This is a genomic window from Streptomyces sp. NPDC111507, assembly GCF_055638955.1.
Window position 1 is genome coordinate 94895 of record NZ_JBVKBU010000001.1, and the last position, 16922, is coordinate 111816.

Genomic DNA, 16922 nt, shown 5'->3' on the forward strand with positions numbered 1-16922 from the left:
AAAGGCACGGCACCACCGTGATAGTCCGTTCGCTCAAGGACATCGAAGGCACCGACCGGCATGTGAAGGCCGCGACGGGTACCTGGGAGAGCAAGCGCATCGTCCTGGCCAAGGAGAAGGTGGGCTTCTCCCTCCACGAGACGGTCCTGTACGCGGGTACGGAGACGTCGATGTGGTACGCGAACCACATCGAGGCCGTGCTCTGCGTGGCGGGCGAGGCCGAGCTGACCAACGACGAGACCGGTGAGACGCACTGGATCACGCCGGGCACGATGTACCTCCTCGACGGCCACGAGCGCCACACCATGCGCCCCAAGACCGACTTCCGGTGCGTCTGCGTCTTCAATCCGCCCGTCACCGGACGGGAGGACCACGACGAGAACGGCGTCTACCCCCTGCTGACCGAACCCGAGGAGGTCTGAAGCCCCATGACCACGACCACCACGACCAGCCCCACCACCGTCACCGATCTCTACCCCAGCCGCGGCGCCGCCGAGGTGTCCGTCCCCCGCCAGGACCCGGTCGTCTGGGGCGCGCCCGGCACGCCGGGGCCCTTCTCCGTGCCCGACCTCCAGGCGTACGAGCGTGACGGCTTCCTCGCGATCGAGGAGCTGATCGGCGAGGACGACGTCGCCCTCTACCGGGCCGAGTTGGAGCGGCTGGTCACCGATCCGGCGATCCGCGCGGACGAGCGCTCGATCGTCGAGCCCGCCACGCAGGAGATCCGGTCCGTCTTCGAGGTGCACCGGATCAGCGAGGTCTTCGCCGCGCTCGTACGCGACGAGCGGGTCGTCGGGCGGGCCCGGCAGATCCTCGGCTCGGACGTCTACGTCCACCAGTCGCGGATCAACGTCAAACCGGGCTTCGGGGCCAGCGGGTTCTACTGGCACTCGGACTTCGAGACCTGGCACGCCGAGGACGGACTGCCGAACATGCGGACCGTGTCCGTGTCGATCGCGCTGACCGAGAACCACGACACCAACGGCGGCCTCATGATCATGCCGGGGTCGCACAAGACGTTCCTCGGCTGTGCGGGAGCCACCCCGCGGGACAACTACAAGAAGTCGCTCCAGATGCAGGACGCGGGCACCCCGTCCGACGAGGCGCTGACCCGCTTCGCCGGCCGGCACGGCATCAAGCTCTTCACGGGCCGACCCGGTTCGGCGACCTGGTTCGACTGCAACTCCATGCACGGCTCCGGGGACAACATCACCCCGTTCCCGCGCAGCAACGTCTTCATCGTGTTCAACAGCGTGGAGAACGCGGCGGTGGAGCCGTTCGCGGCGCCGGTCCGCAGGCCCGAGTTCATCGGAGCCCGTGACTTCACGCCCGTGAAGTGACCGCGAGCGTGTCGCAGCCGCGCGGGTGAAGGAGCCCCCGTCGGGGTCAGCCGGACAGGACGTCCAGCAGTCGGTCGACGTCGGCGGGGGTGTTGTACAGGTGGAAGGCCGCGCGCAGGTTGCCCGCCCGGTCGGAGACCTCGACCCCGGCCTCGCTCAGCACCCGCTGCCGTCGGCCGAGTCCGGGCACGGACACGATCGGCGAGCCGGGGGCGGTCACCGGCGCGTGGCCGAGCCCCTGGAGCCCGGCGCGGAAACGGTCGGCGAGGGCGAGGTCATGGGCGCGTACGTTCGCCACGCCCAGTTCCTCGACGAGCTCCAGCGAGTGCCGGGCGCCCGCGTACGAGAAGAGGCTGGGGCTCTCGTCGAACCGCCGCGCCGAGTGGGCGAGTTCCGCCACCGGGCCGTAGCAGCTGTCCCAGGGCGCCTCACCCGCGACCCAGCCGGCGAACACCGGAGTGAGCCCGCCGAGATCCTCCGGAACGACCAGGAAGGCCACGCCCCGAGGGCAGACAAGCCACTTGAAGGCGACCGAGGAGACGAAGTCGTACGCGTCGGCCTCCATCGGCAGCCAGCCGGCGGCCTGGGAGACGTCGACGTACGTCCGCGCCCCGTGCTCGCGCGCGGCCCGGGCGATGCCCGCCAGATCGGCGATCCGCCCGTCCGCGGACTGCGCGGCGCTGACCGCGACGAGCGCGGTACCCGGACGTACGGACTCGGCGATCCGCTCCAGCGGTACGGCGCGCAGCTTGAGGTCGCCACGGACGTGGAAGGGGTTCACGACGGAGCTGAAGTCGTCCTCCGCGGTGAGGACTTCGGCGCCCGGCGGCAGCGAGGCGGCGATCAGTCCGCTGTAGACGGCGACCGAGGCCCCGGCCGCCACCCGGGCCGCGGGGATCCCGGCCAGCCGGGCGAACGCGGCGCGGGCGGCCTCCACGTCGTCGAACATGTCGGACGGCCGTCCGTCGGCGACGGACTCGACGGCGGCGCGCATGGCCTCGACCGTGCGCGCCGGCAGGAGTCCGCAGCTGGCGGTGTTCAGATAGGTGTTCTTCGGGGCGAACTCGGCTCGTACGAGGCTCTCGAAGGTCTCCATGGGACCACTGTGCGGCCCTGAGCACCTCTCGTCCATTACGGAGTTTTACGTGGTTCCGGTAAGGACCGCTTATACGTCCGCCCCGACCTGCGCTTTCACCGCCGTGCCGGACGGCTTACGGCTGCGGTACGGCGCATCCGTCCGGGCCGCAGGCCTCCGCGTCGGCGGCACCGTCCTGGATCAGCTTCAGCGGCGGGCGCTCGCCCCACGCCTGGGTCAGGGCCTGTGCGAAGACCTCGGCGGGCTGGGCGCCGGAGACGCCGTACTTGCGGTCCAGGACGAAGAACGGCACGCCGTTCGCGCCGAGCTCGGCGGCCTCGCGCTCGTCGGCGCGCACCTCGTCGGCGTACGCCTTGGGGTCGGCCAGCACCTCGCGGGAGGCGTCGGCGTCGAGCCCGGCGGCGACGGCCAGCTCGACGAGCCGCTCGTCGTCGTCGAAGACGGTCCGCTCCTCGGCGAAGTTCGCCTTGTACAGCAGACCGATCAGTTCGTTCTGGCGGCCTCGCTCCTTGGCGAAGTGGAGGAGGCGGTGCATGTCGAAGGTGTTGCCGTGGTCGCGGTCCCGGGTGCGGTACGCCAGGCCCTCGGCGGCGGCCTGTGCGCCCAGGTTCTCCTCGCCGGCCTGCGCCTGTGCCTCATTCATGCCGTACTTCTTGGTCAGCATCTTGAGTACGGGCTGGATGTCGCCCTTGGCGCGACCGGGGTCCAGCTCGAAGGAGCGGTGCACGACCTCGACCTCGTCACGGTGCGGGAAGGCGTCCAGCGCCTTCTCGAAGCGGGCCTTGCCCACGTAGCACCAGGGACAGGCGATATCCGACCAGATCTCGACGCGCATGTCTTCGGCTCTCTCCAGGTCGTACGAATAGGGGCCCCTCCGGGGCTGGAGTATGTGAACGTTCAAACGGCCGGTTTCATTCCCCGGTGACGGCGTAGCGCAGGAAGAGGTGGTGATCGCCTTCGGCGGGCGGGTTCTCCGGGTCCGGGACCCAGCCCTGGCGGGCGTAGAAGGCCTGGGCGCGGACGTTGTCGACGTGCACGTCGAGGGTGGCCGTGGGCTTGCCGTCGGCCCGCCACTGTTCGAGGCAGGCCGTGTGCAGTGCGGTGCCGATGCCTTCGCGCCAGCGGTCGGGAGCGACGTGGAACTGGAAGAGCTTCACGGTGTCGGCGGGGGCGTCCTCCGCGGTGCGGAAGGAGGCGATGCCCACGAGGTGTCCGTCGCGCACCGCGCACAGGACGTGGCCGTCGGGGCGCTCGATGGCACTACGCCAGCGTGCGATCCAGTCGAAGCCGTCTTCCGGCAGGCCGTCCGCGTAGTAGGTCGCACGGGCGCGGACATGGAGATCGGCGATGGCGGCGGCCTCGCTGGGCAGCGCGGTTCTGATGACGAGGGGGCCGGTGGTGCGGGGTTTGCTGATCATGCAGCGGAGGACGTGAGGGAGGGGGCCACGGTTCCCGCCGCGCGGCCGGCCCCCTCCCACGGTCAGCTGCCGTCTCTCAGGTCCTTGGGCCAGTTCGGGCGGAACTCGATGCCGTCGTACGTCACCACGCATCCCTCCCCCATCGGCGACTGCGTCATGAAGCCGACGAGCGCGGCGGACGTCTCCTTCTCCTCGCCCAGGGTGAAGAGCCGGATGAACGTCCAGCGCTTGCCGTCGCGGGAGGCGTGGAAGGCGAAGGCCCGACCCGTGCGGCTGATCCGCAGCCAGACGGAACTGCCGTCCACGGTGAAGGAGTTGGCGTCGTCGGAGTGCCCCCGGGTGACCACCGTGCAGACGGTGGGCACGTCCGGGGAGTACTCCAGGCAGAGCTTCGCCCAGGCCCGCTCCCCCACATGGACGTAGAGGACCCCCGCGTCGAAGGCCGCGCCGAAGCCGACCGTGACGCGGGCGATCAGCTGGAAGTCCCCCTCCGGCGCCCCGAGGAGACGAGGCGCGTCGGAGGCGGGGTCCAGTGCCTCGTCGGTGGGCGGTACGAAGCGGTCCTGGCGGGGGCCCGCCCAGCCGGTGAGTATGCCGTCCTCGTGCGACCAGTGCCCATCAGGCCCGTAGGTACGGAGGGGGAAAGGAAGTTCGGGAAGTTCGACGTCCATTCGCCCATCCTCTCAGGCCCACCGCCCCGCCCCGAAAGAGGCGCGGAGCGCTACCGCTCCAGGTGACCGTCGTAGCGTCGCGGCAACGCCAGCGGGTTGTCGTCCCGCAGCTCCGGCGGCAGCAGCGCCTCCGGCGCGTTCTGGTACGCCACCGGCCGCAGCCAGCGCTCGATCGCCGTACCGCCGACCGACGTCGAGGTCGACGTCGTCGCCGGGTAGGGACCGCCGTGGTGCTGGGCCGGGGCGACGGCGACACCGGTGGGCCAGCCGTTGACCAGGACGCGCCCGGCGAGCGGCGTCAGTTCGGCGAGGATCTCCGCGCCGCGGCCTTCGCCCGCCGCCTCCTCCTCCGACAACTGCACGGTCGCGGTGAGGTTGCCGGGAAGGCGCGAGAGGACCGCGCTGGCCTCGGACTCGTCCTCGTAGCGGGCGACGACCGTGAGCGGGCCGAAGCACTCCTCCAGGAGCAGGTCGTGCTCGCCCTCGGTGGCGAGCTTCTGCGCGGGCACGGTCAGGAAGCCGGGGCTCACCGTGTGCTCGCCGCCCGAGCCCGGGGTCACCGGGCTCTCGACGCCGGGGAGCCCGGCGCGCTCGGCGACACCCGCGATGAAGTTGTCGCGCATGCGGTGGTCCAGGAGGACGCCCGCGTCGGTGTCGCTGACGGCGTCGGTCAGGGACTTCACCAGGCGGTCGCCCGCCGCGCCCGCGGGCGCCAGGACCAGGCCCGGCTTCACGCAGAACTGGCCGACGCCCAACGTCATCGAGCCCGCGAGCCCGGCGCCGATCGCCTCGGCGCGCTCGGCCGCCGCGGCCTCGGTGATCACGACGGGGTTGAGGGAGCCCAGTTCGCCGTGGAAGGGGATCGGCGCGGGGCGCGCGGCCGCCGCGTCGAACAGGGCACGGCCGCCGCGGACGGAGCCGGTGAACCCGGCCGCCGCGACCAGCGGGTGCTTGACGAGTTCGACGCCCGCCTCGAAGCCGTGCACGAGGCCGACGACCCCGCCCGGGATGTCGTGCCGGGCGGCGGCCCGGCGCAGTACGGCCGCGACCAGCTCGGAGAGCGCCGGGTGGTCGGGGTGGGCCTTGACCACGACCGGGCAGCCGGCGGCCAGCGCGCTCGCGGTGTCACCGCCCGCGACGGAGAAGGCGAAGGGGAAGTTGGAGGCGGAGTAGACGGCGACGACACCCAGCGGCACCTTGTAGCGGCGCAGGTCCGGGATCGGCGGGGTCGCCGTGTCGTCGGGGTGGTTGATGACGATGTCGAGGAACGCGCCCTCGTCGACGATGCCGCCGAAGGCCCGCAGCTGGTAGCAGGTGCGGGCGAGTTCGCCGGTGAGCCGTACCGGGCCGAGCGCGGTCTCCGCGTCGGCGGCCTCGACGAGCTGCTCCTTGGCCGCTTCGAGCAGGTCCGCGGCGGTCCTCAGGAAGGCCGCGCGCACGGTGCGGTCGACGAGGGCTCCCCGGGCGGCGTGCGCGGCGCGGACGGCCTCGTCGACCTCCTGGGCCGTGGCCTCCACCGCAACCTGCTCGCGCTGCTTCCCGGTACGGGGGTCGACACTCCAGACTGGTGCTGCTGCCACCGCGGGTCCCTCCAGATGTAATGCCGCAGTTCTTGTCTCACCCACCAGCGGTGTTCGATATACTGAACGCTGTCTCTGATGGTGAATATGATGCGGAGACTATTTCCCGTCGAACGAGGGGGTCAAGGGCGATGTCGGCAGGCGAGACAGGCGGCGGAGCGCAGGTCAAGTCCGCGGTACGGACCGTGGAATTGCTCGAGTACTTCGCGGGCCGGCCCGGTATGCACTCCCTGGCCTCGGTCCAGGAGGCCGTCGGTTATCCGAAATCCAGCCTCTACATGCTGCTGCGCACCCTCGTGGAGCTCGGCTGGGTCGAGACGGACGCGACGGGCACGCGCTACGGCATCGGCGTACGGGCGCTGCTGGTCGGCACCTCGTACATCGACGGCGACGAGGTGGTCGCCGCGGCCCGCCCGACCCTGGACCGGCTCTCCGACGACACCACGGAGACCATCCACCTGGCGCGTCTGGACGGCACGAACGTCGTGTATCTGGCCACCCGCCAGTCGCAGCACTACCTGCGCCCCTTCACCCGGGTGGGCCGACGGCTCCCCGCGCACTCGACCTCGCTAGGCAAGGCGCTGCTCGCCACCCACACCGACGAGCAGGTCCGCAAGATGCTGCCCGAGACGCTCCCCGCTCTGACCGAGCACACGATCACCGACCGGGAGAAGCTCATCGAGGAGCTGCACCAGGTCCGGGATCAGGGCTTCGCCGTGGACCGTGAGGAGAACACGCTGGGGCTGCGCTGTTTCGGCGTCGCGATCCCCTACCGCACTCCCGCCCGGGACGCGATCAGTTGCTCGGTCCCGGTGGCCCGGCTCACCCCCGCCCACGAACAGATGGTCAAGGACGCCCTGTTCGACGCCCGCGACCGGCTGACGCTCGCCACCCGGAGGCTCTGAACCATGGAAGTCGCGCTCCGCCCGGTCCACGACAGCGATCTGCCGGTCTTCTACCGGCAGATGAACGACCCCGAGTCCCTCCGGATGGCCGCGTTCACTCCCAGGGATCCGGCCGACCGTGACGCCTTCGACGCCCACTGGAAGCGTATCCGCGCCTCGTCCGCCGTGCTGCGCACGATCCTCGCGGACGGCGATGTCGTGGGCAGCGCCGCGGTGTACGGGGAGCCCGGTGAGCGCGAGGTCACCTACTGGATCGACCGGGCGTACTGGGGCCGGGGCATCGCGACGGCCGCGCTGCGGGACCTGCTGGCCGAGGTGCCCGAACGCCCGATGCACGCGCGGGCGGCGACCGACAACGCGGGGTCGCGGCGGGTTCTGGAGAAGTGCGGGTTCCGGGTCACCGCGAGCGACCGGGGGTACGCGCACGCGCGCGGCGAGGACACGGACGAGGTCGTGCTCACCCTGGAGGGCTGAGCCGGACTTCATCCGAGCCGGACTTCATCTGAGCCGGACTTCATGAACGGCGCATGAGAAGTGCGGGCGGAAGGGAACGATTCGCTCCCTTCCGCTCGTCCTTCTGAGCGGGATGAACAAGACGATCAGGCGTGCCGCCGTCTTCACTCTGCTGCTCGTGCTCTCCCTGCTGGTCAGGGCGACCTGGGTGCAGTTCTACGACGGCAAGGCACTCGCGGAGAACAAGAACAACCGACGGAACGCGATCGAGCAGTACGCGAACCCGCTCGGGAACATCATCGTGGCCGGCCGGGCGATCACCGGCTCCGCGCAGACGAAGGGCAGCGACCTCAAGTACAAGCGGACGTACACGGACGGCAGCCTGTACGCGGCGGTCACGGGCTACAGCTCCCAGGTGTTCGGGGCGACCCAGCTGGAGGGCGTCTACCAGGGCCTGCTCGACGGTACGGACAACCAGCTGAAGAACCCCCTCGACACGGTCACCAACAAGCGCGCCAGCCCTGGTGACGTGGTCACGACCATCGACCCGGACGTGCAGAAGGCGGCGTACGCGGCGCTCGGCAGCAAGAAGGGCGGGGCCGTCGCGATCGACCCGACGAACGGCAAGATCCTCGCGGTGGTCTCCACTCCGTCGTACGACCCCACACAGCTCAGCACCGGTGACTCCGCCGCCTGGACGAAGCTGACGAAGGACGCGGACAAGCCGATGACCAACCGGGCGCTGCGCCAGCCGCTGCCCCCGGGATCGACGTTCAAACTGGTGGTCGCGGCGGCGGCGCTGGAGGACGGGCTGTACAAGAACGTGGACGCCGGCACGGACAGCCCGAACCCGTACACACTGCCGAACACGAGGACCGACCTGTCGAACGAGAGCGCCTCCGCGCCCTGCAAGAACGCCCCGATCCGGGTGGCGCTGCAGTACTCGTGCAACAACGTCTTCGCGAAGATGGCCGTCGACCTCGGGCAGGACAAGGTCAAGGCGATGGCGGAGAAGTTCGGCTTCAACGACAGCGCGCAGGACGTGCCGGTGCGGGCGTACTCGAGCGTCTACCCCTCGAACATGGACAAGTCGTCCACCGCGCTGACCGGCATCGGCCAGTACGACGTCACGGCGACCCCGCTGCAGATGGCCATGGTGTCGGCCGCCATCGCCAACGGCGGCAAGCTGGTCTCACCGCACATGGTGTCGCAGACCAGTGACGCGAGCGGCAATGTGGTGAAGGGCTACGACGACAGTACCCAGACCAAGGAGATTGTCAGCTCCACCACCGCGGAGCAGCTCCAGTCCGCGATGCAGACGGTCGTCACCGAGGGCACGGGCACGAACGCGAAGATCTCCGGCGCGACCGTGGGCGGCAAGACGGGTACAGCCCAGCACGGCGAGAAGAACAGCAAGACGCCGTACGCCTGGTTCACGTCGTACGCGAAGTCCGACTCGAACGGCAAGGAGGTCGCCGTGGCGGTCATCGTCGAGCAGTCCGACGCGGCGAGGTCCGAGGTCAGCGGCAACGGCCTGGCGGCGCCCGTGGCCAAGGCCATGATGCGGGCGGCGCTGAAGAACTGACGTACCGCGCACGACGGAGGGCCGCCCCGCACCCCTGGGGGCGGCCCTTCCTTCGTGCGGTCGCTTCACTGCCGTACGGTCACTTCACGCCGAACAGCTGCCTCACCGGATCGATCGCGAAGTACACCAGGAACAGCGCCGACACGGCCCACAGCAGCCAGTGGACCTCACGGATCTTGCCGAGCACCGCCTTGATCACGACGTAGGCGACGAAGCCGGCCCCGATGCCGTTGGTGATCGAGTAGGTGAACGGCATCGCCGCGATGGTCAGGAACGCGGGGATCGCGATCTCGTAGCTGTCCCATTCGATGTGCTTGACCTGCGTCATCATCAGGAAGCCGACCGCGACCAGAGCGGGGGCCGCCGCCTGGAGCGGGACGATGGTGAGCAGCGGGGTCAGGAACAGGGCGAGGGCGAACATGCCGCCGGTGATCAGGTTCGAGAAGCCGGTGCGCGAGCCCTCGCCGACGCCGGCCGCGGACTCGATGTAGGCGGTGTTGGAGGAGGCGGAGGCCGCGCCGCCCGCGACGGCCGCGGCGCCGTCGATGAACAGCACCCGGCCGATGCCGGGCACCTTGCCCTCCTCGTCGAGCAGTCCGGCCTCGGCGCTGATGCCGACGATCGTGCCCATGGCGTCGAAGAAGTCCGACAGGATCAGGGTGAAGATCAGCAGGACGACGGTCAGGGCGCCGGTCTCGCCGAAGCCACCGAACAGACTGAAGTGTCCGACGAGACCGAAGTCCGGGGTGGCCACCACGTCGGAGGGGATCTTCGGCGTGGTCAGGCCCCAACTCTTGATGTCGGCGGCCGAGTTGATGATCACGGCGATCACGGTCATCGTCACGATGCTGATCAGGATGGCGCCCTTGACCTTGCGTGCCATCAGTCCGATGGTGAGCAGCACACCGAGACAGAAGACCAGCACGGGCCAGCCGGTCAGCGAACCGGTCGCGCCCAACTGCACCGGCACGGTGGTGTTCGCGACGTCCGGGATGCGGCTGACGAAACCGGCGTCCACGAAGCCGATGAAGGCGATGAAGAGTCCGATGCCCACACCGATGGCGTGCTTCAGCGGTTGCGGGATGGCGTTCATGACGGCTTCGCGCAGTCCGGTGAGGACCAGTACGCAGATGATCACGCCTTCGATGACCACCAGGCCCATCGCGTCGGGCCAGCTCATCAACGGGGCGATCTGGAAGGCGACGACGGCGTTCAGACCGAGGCCCGCGGCGATCGCGAGGGGCAGATTGCCACCCACACCCATGATGACGGTCATCACCGCGGCCACCAGGGCGGTGGCCGTGACGAGTTGGCCGCTGTCGAGCTGGTGGCCGAACTTGTCCTTGGCGCTGCCGAGGATGATCGGGTTCAGGACAAGGATGTAGGCCATGGTGAAGAACGTGGCGAATCCGCCGCGTATCTCCCGGCCGAAGGTGGAGCCCCGTTCGGAGATCCTGAAGAACCGGTCGACGCTGTTCGCCGCTGGTGGCACGGCACTTGGCCGGTCGGCCACCTTCTGGGTTTCGGACATGACTGCTACTCCTTGTGGCCTGCGTGCTGGGTGTGCGGATGCTGGCTGGATTGTTCCCGCGTTGAACCGCTTTCAGGTTTTCGCCGTGTTACGGAATCGAGTTCGGCCAGCCATACGCTGTTCGAAGCCCTGTACGCATCGCTGGTACGCTCACGCATCTCGCCCCACAGGGGCACCATTCCTTCACGGGTGGCGCACGGGGGCCGTATACGCACGCACCCGCACCGGTTGCTCACAAGCCGCAGCAAGGAGAGGTAGCCGTGGGCACTGTCGTCGACGACGCAGCCTCCGTGGAGTTCCACGCCTTCTTCGAGCGGCACCACGCCGAACTCGCCCGCTTCGCCCATCTGTTGACCGGAGAGGCGGACGCCGCCGACGATCTGGCGGCCGACGCGCTGCTCGCGCTGTGGCACCGCTGGGACCGGGTGCGCGCGGCCGACCACCCGGTGGCGTACGCCCGCGGTGTCGTCGCGAACCTGGCCCGCACCCGGATCCGCAGCGCGGTGCGCGAGCGCAGACGGATCACACTGTTCTGGTCGCAGCGCGAGGACAAGACCGAGAACCCCGACATAGCGGGGAAGATCGACGTCCAGGAGGCGCTGCGCCGGCTGCCGTTCCGTAAGCGCGCATGTGTCGTGCTTCGGCACGCTTTCGACCTCTCGGAAAAGGACACGGCGCTCGCCCTCGGTGTTTCCGTGGGTACGGTTAAGTCCCAGACGTCGAAGGGCATGGCCGAACTGAAGCGGCTCCTCGGCACCGAAGAGGCCCCGATGCGGGTGCACGCGAGTGTGCTGCCCACGGGTGGAGCCGGAGGAAGGGACCGATGAGGAAGGCGCAGGACGTGCACGACGAGCTGCGCGCCGGGCTGCACGAGGCGGCCGAGGCGCACGAGCCCGACCGCGCGCGCATCCTGGCCCGGGTCGAGCGCGGGATGTCCGGCGCCGCCGAGCGTCGTCCCCGGCGCGCGGCGCGTCCGCCGGTGCTCGGCTGGGGACGGATCGTCGGCGCCACGGCCGCGGTGGCGGGCGTCCTCGCGGTCGGCGGTTACTGGGTGGCCGCGGCGGTGCAGGAGAACAACCCGCCGCAGCAGACGGTCGCGGTCTCGCCGAGCCCGGTCGTCTCCCCGGACGCGACGAGCCGCGCACCCGTCGTGCCGCACCCCTCGCACACCTCGGGTGCCTCGAAGCCGTCCGGGAAGGCGAGCGCCTCTCCCTCGGGCACCCCCTCGGCCGCGCACTCCTCGCCCGCCGCTCCCAAGGCGCCCGCCACAGGCAACCAGGACGGCTCGCTGTGGTTCGACGGCTCGGTCGATCCGCACAGCAACGACTTCTGGGCGCAGAGCGATGTGACCCTGAAGAACGCCGGCGAACTCACCTCGCTCACCGTCGAGTTGAAGATCAGGCAGACCGGCGGGGTCAGCGACGCGGGCTCCTGGCGCTCGGCACCCGAGAGCGACTTCACGACGACGGTCACCGAGAAGAACGGCTTCCTCGTCTACACCTGGGTGCTCAAGGACGGCCACACCCTCGCGGCCGGCCAGTGGGTGTTCGCGGGCCAGTACAACCACACCCGCGGCGGCCGGGACGCCAAGGACGACCGCTACTCGGCGGTCGCGAGGAGCGCGGACGGGACGCTCTCGGTGGCGGGTGACTTCGCCGCCGCGAGCGGCACCGACGGCGACTCGTAGAAAATCGCCTCGAAAAAACCTGCGGACGGCGGCAACCCTTTCCTCACCTGCGGCGACCAGGAGACGAACACGTCCCCTCCCCGCAAGGAAATCCGCCTCATGACTGCACGAGTTGAACAGCGCGTCCGGCACCGTCGCCGTCTCACCGGGCGGCGGTCCGTGATCGGTGGGGTCATCGCACTCGGCATCACCGGGGCCGCGCTCGTCACGACGTCGATGCTGAGCACCGCGGGGGCGAGCTCCGTCTGGCCGACGGCCAAGGGCAGCAAGGCCGTCTCGAAGACGATCCCGGTCTCGGGCACCTACGACGGCAAGCTGACGAAGTTCTTCGGCAGCGGTTCCCTCGGCACCTCCGACCAGTCGGAGAACCAGGGCCCGATCTTCGAGCTCAAGGACGGCGCGGTCCTCAAGAACGTCATCATCGGCACCCCGGCCGCCGACGGCGTGCACTGCCTGGGCAGCTGCACGTTGCAGAACGTGTGGTGGCTGGATGTCGGCGAGGACGCGGCCACCTTCAAGGGCAAGGCATCGTCCGCGAAGTACAACGTGGTCGGCGGTGGCGCGCAGAAGGCCTCCGACAAGGTGTTCCAGTTCAACGGCGCCGGCACGCTCTCCGTCACCGGCTTCCACGTGGAGAACTTCGGCAAGCTGGCGCGCTCCTGCGGCAACTGCAAGACGCAAGTCAAGCGCACGATCGTGCTCAGCGACATCGACGCGACCGCCCCGGGCAAGGCGCTGGTCGGTATCAACTCCAACTTCGGCGACACGGCGACGCTGTCGAAGATCCGTGTCACCGGCGACACCAAGAAGAAGCTCAAGACCTGCGTGCGCTTCAAGGGCAACAGCAGCGGCAAGGAGCCCACCGAGCTCGGCACCGGCGCGGACGGAACCTTCTGCAAGTTCTCGTCATCTGACATCACGTACAAGTAAGGGATCTGCTGGCCTGAGCCCCCCTCGGAGCCAGTCAGAGGAACGCCCCCGCCGGTGACGACCGGCGGGGGCGTTCTCTTTCCCTCGTACGTCAGTACGCGAGTACGTCAGTTCATGGTCGAGCCGATGGTCGTCGAGCCCGTCGTCAGGAACGTGGTCGTCGGCAGCGAACCGCTCGACGAGCGGGCACCGTACGCCGTGGTCGCGTCCGTCGACCTGAAGGACGGCGTCGAGGTGCCGCTGTCCCAGTTGTTGGCCGCGGAGACCGTGGCGGAACCGAGCTTGTCCAGGCCGCCCTTGTTGCTCACCGCGAGGTTCCTGGCGAGCCGCGCCTTGCCCGTCGCGAAGTAGAAGCCCGCGTCGGTGTTGGCGTAGGCGGTGTTGCGGTTGAGCACGATGGCCCCTGTGTTGGAGTTCTCGGTGAAGCCGTTGCCCGCGTTGTCCCAGGCGGCGTCGTTGTTCACGACATGGGCGACCGAGGCCCCGCCGCCGCCGAGCTTGAAGCCGTTGCCGTTGCCCTCGAAGGCGGAGTCGTTCCAGCGGTTCTTGCCGTTCCCGTACGACCACGAGTGCTCGATGGTGATCGGCGAGGAGAACTGCCAGAGGTCGAGGCCGTCGTCCGCGTTGTTGTAGAGGCGCGCGCCGGTGACCTTGTTGCCGGTGCCGGAGCCGAACTTGATGGCGATGCCGTCGGCGTTCTGGCCGTGGTTCGCGGCGTCGTAGTTGCCGTAACTGTCCAGGTTCTGCACGAGGTTGTCGGTCGTGCCGTCGCCGCGCAGCGTGAAGCCCGAGTCTCCGTTGTTCGCGGTGACGAGGTTCTTGAAGACGCCGCCGACGGAGGAGGTGGCGACCAAGCCCTGGGCGGGCGAGTTCTGCCAGGTGATGTTCTGGACGGTCCAGTAGTCGCCGTAGATCCCCGCCAGCCAGGAACCGGCGGCCAGCTTGGAACCGTCGATCTTCACCTTCTCGCTGCCGTACGCGGTGAGCGTGATCCGCGTGGAACCGGTGCCGTTCGCCGTCGACTTCAGCGTGGCTGTCGGGTAGTACGTGCCGCCGCGCACCTGGATGGTCGTGCCCGCGGCGGCCTGGGCGACGGCCGTCTCGAGCTGCGCGGTGGTGGAGACGGTGACCGTGGTGGCGGCGGCCTGCGCCGAGCCGTTGCTCGCGAGGCCGAGGTAGACGCCACCCGCCCCCGCGGCGACGGCCACCGCCGCGGCGATCGAGAGCGTACGGGTCCTGCGGTGGCGTCCGGTGCTCAGAAGCACGGGGGCGTTCCTTTCCTCAAGGGACGGGAGACGAAGCGGGCCGGAGGGGCCGCCCCGGCCCGCTTCTGCTCCCTGGTCGCCGCGGTGGCGGGAAACGTTGCCGGGGGCTCACGAAAAAGGTCGAAACTTTCGCCGGCCGTCATGCCGCCTTCATCAATTGACGCGCTGTCCCCCACTGGCAACACTCCGAGAGCGCCTCCCCAACAGAATCCACCAGACTCCGACAGGATGTGTCATGCGACGCCGCACCGCCCGCGCGCTCCTGATCCCCGTCCTCGCGCTCCTCCTGGGCCTGCTGGCCGCCCCACCGAGCCCCGCGTCACCGTCACCATCGGGAGCATCGCACGTGAACGAACCGAAGTACGCCGGCTATCTCTTCGCCTACTTCACCGGCGAGGGCACGGCCGACGGCGAGCAGATCCGCTACGCCCTGAGCCGCGGTAACGACCCGCTGCACTGGCGGGAGTTGAACGCGGGCAATCCCGTTCTGACCTCCACCGTCGGCGAGAAGGGGCTGCGCGATCCCTTCGTGATCCGCTCCCCCAAGGGTGACAAGTTCTTCCTCATCGCCACCGACCTGAAGATGTACCAGAACTCCAGCGGCAGCTGGGACTACGTGCAGCGGCACGGCAGCAGGTCCATCATGATCTGGGAGTCCACCGACCTGGTGCACTGGACCGACCAGCGCCTGGTGAAGGTGGCCCCCGACAACGCGGGCAACACCTGGGCGCCGGAGGCCTACTGGGACGACTCGCTCGGTGAGTACGTCGTCTTCTGGGCGTCCAAGCTGTACGCCGACGACGACCCGGACCACACCGGATCGACGTACAACAAGATGCTGTACGCCACCACGAAGGACTTCCGCACCTTCAGCGAGCCGAAGGTCTGGGACGACCCGGGCTACTCGGTGATCGACTCGACGGTCATCAAGAACAAGGGCAGCTACTACCGTTACACCAAGGACGAGCGCGATCCCAGCTCCTCCAGCCCCTGCTCGAAGTTCATCACCGGCGAGAAGTCGACCTCCCTGACGAACACCAAGTACGACTTCGTCTCCGACTGCATCGGCAGCGGCTCGATCGACCGCGGCGAGGGCCCGACGGTCTTCAAGTCCAACACCGAGAACAAGTGGTACCTGTTCATCGACGAGTACGGCAGCCGCGGTTACGTCCCCTTCGAGACGACCGACCTCGACTCGGGCAAGTGGACCATGTCGACGAACTACCAGCTGCCCGCGAGCCCCCGGCACGGCACGGTGATGCCCGTGACCCAGGCGGAGTACGACCGCCTGCTGGCCGCCTACCCGGTGACCGGCACCTCGGTCGTGGACGCGACCGCGAAGGGCCAGAAGGGGTATGCGATCGTCACCGAGTCGGCCTCGAAGGTCGTCCTGCCGATGAAGCCGGACGCGGACCTCAGGCACCTGGCCCCCACCCTCACGGTCGGCGCGGGCGCGAAGGTCAGCCCGGCCTCGGGCACACACCGGGACTTCCGCACCCCGCGCACGTACACCGTGACGGCCCCGGACGGGACGATCCGGACCTGGACGGTGGAGGCGGTACCCACCCGCAGCCCGGTCCTGCCCGGCCTCAACGCCGACCCGGACGTCCATTACCTGAACGGCCAGTACTGGATCTATCCGACGACGGACGGCTACGCGGGCTGGAGCGGGACGAGCTTCAAGGCGTACTCCTCGAAGGACCTGGTCCACTGGAAGGACCACGGTGTGATCCTGGACCTGGGACCCGATGTGTCCTGGGCGGACAAGAACGCCTGGGCCCCGGCGATCGCCGAACGCGATGGCAAGTACTACTTCTACTTCTGTGCGGAGCAACAGATCGGCGTGGCGGTGGCCGACTCCCCGGCCGGTCCCTTCAAGGACGCGCTGGGCAAGCCCCTGGTGGCCAAGGGCCTGTTGACGGGCCAGATGATCGACCCGGCGGTGTTCACGGACGACGACGGTCAGTCGTATCTGTACTGGGGCAACGGCCACGGATACGTGGTGCCGCTGAACGCCGACATGGTGTCGTTCGACGCCTCGCAGGTGCGGGACATCACGCAGCCCGACTTCCGTGAGGGATCCTTCGTCGTCAAGCGGCGGGGCACGTACTACTTCATGTGGTCCGAGGACGACACCCGCAGCGAGAACTACCACGTCGCCTACGCGACCGGACCGTCCCCGCTCGGTCCGTGGACCAAGCGGGGCACGATCCTGTCCAAGCGCCCGGAGTACGGCATCAAGGGCACCGGACACCACTCCGTGGTGAACGTCCCCGGCACCGACGACTGGTACATCGTCTACCACCGGTTCGCCCTGAACGGCCCCGGGAAGGCCGGCGGGGACGGCACGCACCGGGAGACCACGATCGACCGCATGAAGTTCGCGGCCGACGGAACGATCGAACCGGTGGTGCCGACCCTGGAGTCGATCCGCCCCGTGCGGACCAAGTCCTGAGTGCTG

The 16922-nt window shown here is 69.1% G+C and carries 16 protein-coding genes; 9 read left to right on the forward strand and 7 right to left on the reverse strand.

The window, feature by feature from the left end:
* Window positions 1-17 precede the first annotated feature (17 nt).
* Together ACZ7M2_RS00460 and thpD are read left to right on the forward strand one after the other, a co-directional pair.
* Window positions 18-422: an ectoine synthase gene (locus tag ACZ7M2_RS00460; protein ID WP_352048511.1), complete on the forward strand. Its 405-nt coding sequence runs from the start codon at window positions 18-20 to the stop codon at window positions 420-422.
* Window positions 423-428: 6 nt separating this feature from the next.
* Window positions 429-1340: an ectoine hydroxylase gene (gene thpD / locus ACZ7M2_RS00465; RefSeq protein WP_471593556.1), complete on the forward strand. Its 912-nt coding sequence runs from the start codon at window positions 429-431 to the stop codon at window positions 1338-1340.
* Between the two features lie 46 nt (window positions 1341-1386).
* Here thpD and ACZ7M2_RS00470 read toward each other — a convergent pair whose 3' ends face one another.
* The 5 genes from ACZ7M2_RS00470 to ACZ7M2_RS00490 all read right to left on the reverse strand — a co-directional run bounded on the left by ACZ7M2_RS00470 (window position 1387) and on the right by ACZ7M2_RS00490 (window position 6105).
* Entirely contained in the window at window positions 1387-2436 is a 1050-nt protein-coding gene (locus ACZ7M2_RS00470; RefSeq protein WP_471593557.1) for an aminotransferase class V-fold PLP-dependent enzyme, read from the reverse strand.
* A gap of 115 nt (window positions 2437-2551) precedes the next feature.
* Window positions 2552-3271 carry a DsbA family oxidoreductase gene (locus ACZ7M2_RS00475; protein WP_471593558.1) on the reverse strand — a complete coding sequence of 240 codons (720 nt, stop codon included), beginning with the start codon at window positions 3269-3271 and terminating at the stop codon, window positions 2552-2554.
* Window positions 3272-3347: 76 nt separating this feature from the next.
* On the reverse strand, window positions 3348-3854 hold the full coding sequence (locus tag ACZ7M2_RS00480) for a GNAT family N-acetyltransferase (RefSeq protein ID WP_471593559.1): 507 nt from the start codon (window positions 3852-3854) through the stop codon (window positions 3348-3350).
* Between the two features lie 62 nt (window positions 3855-3916).
* Window positions 3917-4525 (reverse strand): DUF1349 domain-containing protein, encoded by a 609-nt coding sequence (locus ACZ7M2_RS00485; RefSeq protein ID WP_054232288.1) that lies wholly within the window; start codon window positions 4523-4525, stop codon window positions 3917-3919.
* Window positions 4526-4575: 50 nt separating this feature from the next.
* Window positions 4576-6105, reverse strand: a complete 1530-nt coding sequence (locus ACZ7M2_RS00490; RefSeq protein ID WP_471593560.1) for an aldehyde dehydrogenase (NADP(+)) — start codon at window positions 6103-6105, stop codon at window positions 4576-4578.
* A gap of 131 nt (window positions 6106-6236) precedes the next feature.
* Between ACZ7M2_RS00490 and ACZ7M2_RS00495 the strand changes: the two genes are divergently transcribed.
* The 3 genes from ACZ7M2_RS00495 (at window position 6237) to ACZ7M2_RS00505 (ending at window position 9048) form a co-directional block, all read left to right on the forward strand.
* Complete coding sequence (locus tag ACZ7M2_RS00495) at window positions 6237-7010, forward strand: IclR family transcriptional regulator (RefSeq protein WP_471593561.1); 774 nt, start codon at window positions 6237-6239, stop codon at window positions 7008-7010.
* Window positions 7011-7013: 3 nt separating this feature from the next.
* Window positions 7014-7484: a GNAT family N-acetyltransferase gene (locus tag ACZ7M2_RS00500; RefSeq protein ID WP_471593562.1), complete on the forward strand. Its 471-nt coding sequence runs from the start codon at window positions 7014-7016 to the stop codon at window positions 7482-7484.
* Window positions 7485-7596: 112 nt separating this feature from the next.
* Complete coding sequence (locus ACZ7M2_RS00505) at window positions 7597-9048, forward strand: peptidoglycan D,D-transpeptidase FtsI family protein (protein WP_471593563.1); 1452 nt, start codon at window positions 7597-7599, stop codon at window positions 9046-9048.
* A 79-nt stretch (window positions 9049-9127) separates the two neighbouring features.
* On the opposite strand, the gene ACZ7M2_RS00510 is transcribed toward ACZ7M2_RS00505, so the two are convergent.
* Window positions 9128-10579 (reverse strand): NCS2 family permease, encoded by a 1452-nt coding sequence (locus ACZ7M2_RS00510; protein ID WP_471593564.1) that lies wholly within the window; start codon window positions 10577-10579, stop codon window positions 9128-9130.
* A gap of 260 nt (window positions 10580-10839) precedes the next feature.
* On the opposite strand from ACZ7M2_RS00510, the gene ACZ7M2_RS00515 reads away from it, so the two are divergent.
* The 3 genes from ACZ7M2_RS00515 (at window position 10840) to ACZ7M2_RS00525 (ending at window position 13196) form a co-directional block, all read left to right on the forward strand.
* Entirely contained in the window at window positions 10840-11406 is a 567-nt protein-coding gene (locus tag ACZ7M2_RS00515) for a SigE family RNA polymerase sigma factor (protein WP_470054819.1), read from the forward strand.
* Window positions 11403-12266, forward strand: a complete 864-nt coding sequence (locus ACZ7M2_RS00520; RefSeq protein WP_471593565.1) for a hypothetical protein — start codon at window positions 11403-11405, stop codon at window positions 12264-12266. The genes ACZ7M2_RS00515 and ACZ7M2_RS00520 overlap by 4 nt, the downstream gene beginning before the upstream one ends.
* A gap of 99 nt (window positions 12267-12365) precedes the next feature.
* Window positions 12366-13196: a pectate lyase gene (locus tag ACZ7M2_RS00525; protein ID WP_471593566.1), complete on the forward strand. Its 831-nt coding sequence runs from the start codon at window positions 12366-12368 to the stop codon at window positions 13194-13196.
* Between the two features lie 107 nt (window positions 13197-13303).
* Here ACZ7M2_RS00525 and ACZ7M2_RS00530 read toward each other — a convergent pair whose 3' ends face one another.
* A complete protein-coding gene (locus tag ACZ7M2_RS00530) occupies window positions 13304-14461 on the reverse strand; it encodes a right-handed parallel beta-helix repeat-containing protein (protein ID WP_471593567.1) in 1158 nt (385 codons plus the stop codon).
* A 235-nt stretch (window positions 14462-14696) separates the two neighbouring features.
* Here ACZ7M2_RS00530 and ACZ7M2_RS00535 point away from each other — a divergent pair, with 235 nt between their 5' ends.
* Window positions 14697-16916 carry a glycoside hydrolase family 43 protein gene (locus tag ACZ7M2_RS00535; RefSeq protein WP_471593568.1) on the forward strand — a complete coding sequence of 740 codons (2220 nt, stop codon included), beginning with the start codon at window positions 14697-14699 and terminating at the stop codon, window positions 16914-16916.
* The last annotated feature ends 6 nt before the right edge of the window (window positions 16917-16922 follow it).

Excerpts from the sequence above, each read along its gene's own strand:
- thpD (WP_471593556.1), top strand. The coding sequence starts at position 429 with ATGACCACGACCACCACGACCAGCCCCACCACCGTCACCGATCTCTAC.
- ACZ7M2_RS00470 (WP_471593557.1), bottom strand. The coding sequence starts at position 2,436 with ATGGAGACCTTCGAGAGCCTCGTACGAGCCGAGTTCGCCCCGAAGAAC.
- ACZ7M2_RS00475 (WP_471593558.1), bottom strand. The coding sequence starts at position 3,271 with ATGCGCGTCGAGATCTGGTCGGATATCGCCTGTCCCTGGTGCTACGTG.
- ACZ7M2_RS00480 (WP_471593559.1), bottom strand. The coding sequence starts at position 3,854 with ATGATCAGCAAACCCCGCACCACCGGCCCCCTCGTCATCAGAACCGCG.
- ACZ7M2_RS00485 (WP_054232288.1), bottom strand. The coding sequence starts at position 4,525 with ATGGACGTCGAACTTCCCGAACTTCCTTTCCCCCTCCGTACCTACGGG.
- ACZ7M2_RS00495 (WP_471593561.1), top strand. The coding sequence starts at position 6,237 with ATGTCGGCAGGCGAGACAGGCGGCGGAGCGCAGGTCAAGTCCGCGGTA.
- ACZ7M2_RS00500 (WP_471593562.1), top strand. The coding sequence starts at position 7,014 with ATGGAAGTCGCGCTCCGCCCGGTCCACGACAGCGATCTGCCGGTCTTC.
- ACZ7M2_RS00505 (WP_471593563.1), top strand. The coding sequence starts at position 7,597 with ATGAACAAGACGATCAGGCGTGCCGCCGTCTTCACTCTGCTGCTCGTG.
- ACZ7M2_RS00510 (WP_471593564.1), bottom strand. The coding sequence starts at position 10,579 with ATGTCCGAAACCCAGAAGGTGGCCGACCGGCCAAGTGCCGTGCCACCA.
- ACZ7M2_RS00520 (WP_471593565.1), top strand. The coding sequence starts at position 11,403 with ATGAGGAAGGCGCAGGACGTGCACGACGAGCTGCGCGCCGGGCTGCAC.
- ACZ7M2_RS00525 (WP_471593566.1), top strand. The coding sequence starts at position 12,366 with ATGACTGCACGAGTTGAACAGCGCGTCCGGCACCGTCGCCGTCTCACC.
- ACZ7M2_RS00535 (WP_471593568.1), top strand. The coding sequence starts at position 14,697 with ATGCGACGCCGCACCGCCCGCGCGCTCCTGATCCCCGTCCTCGCGCTC.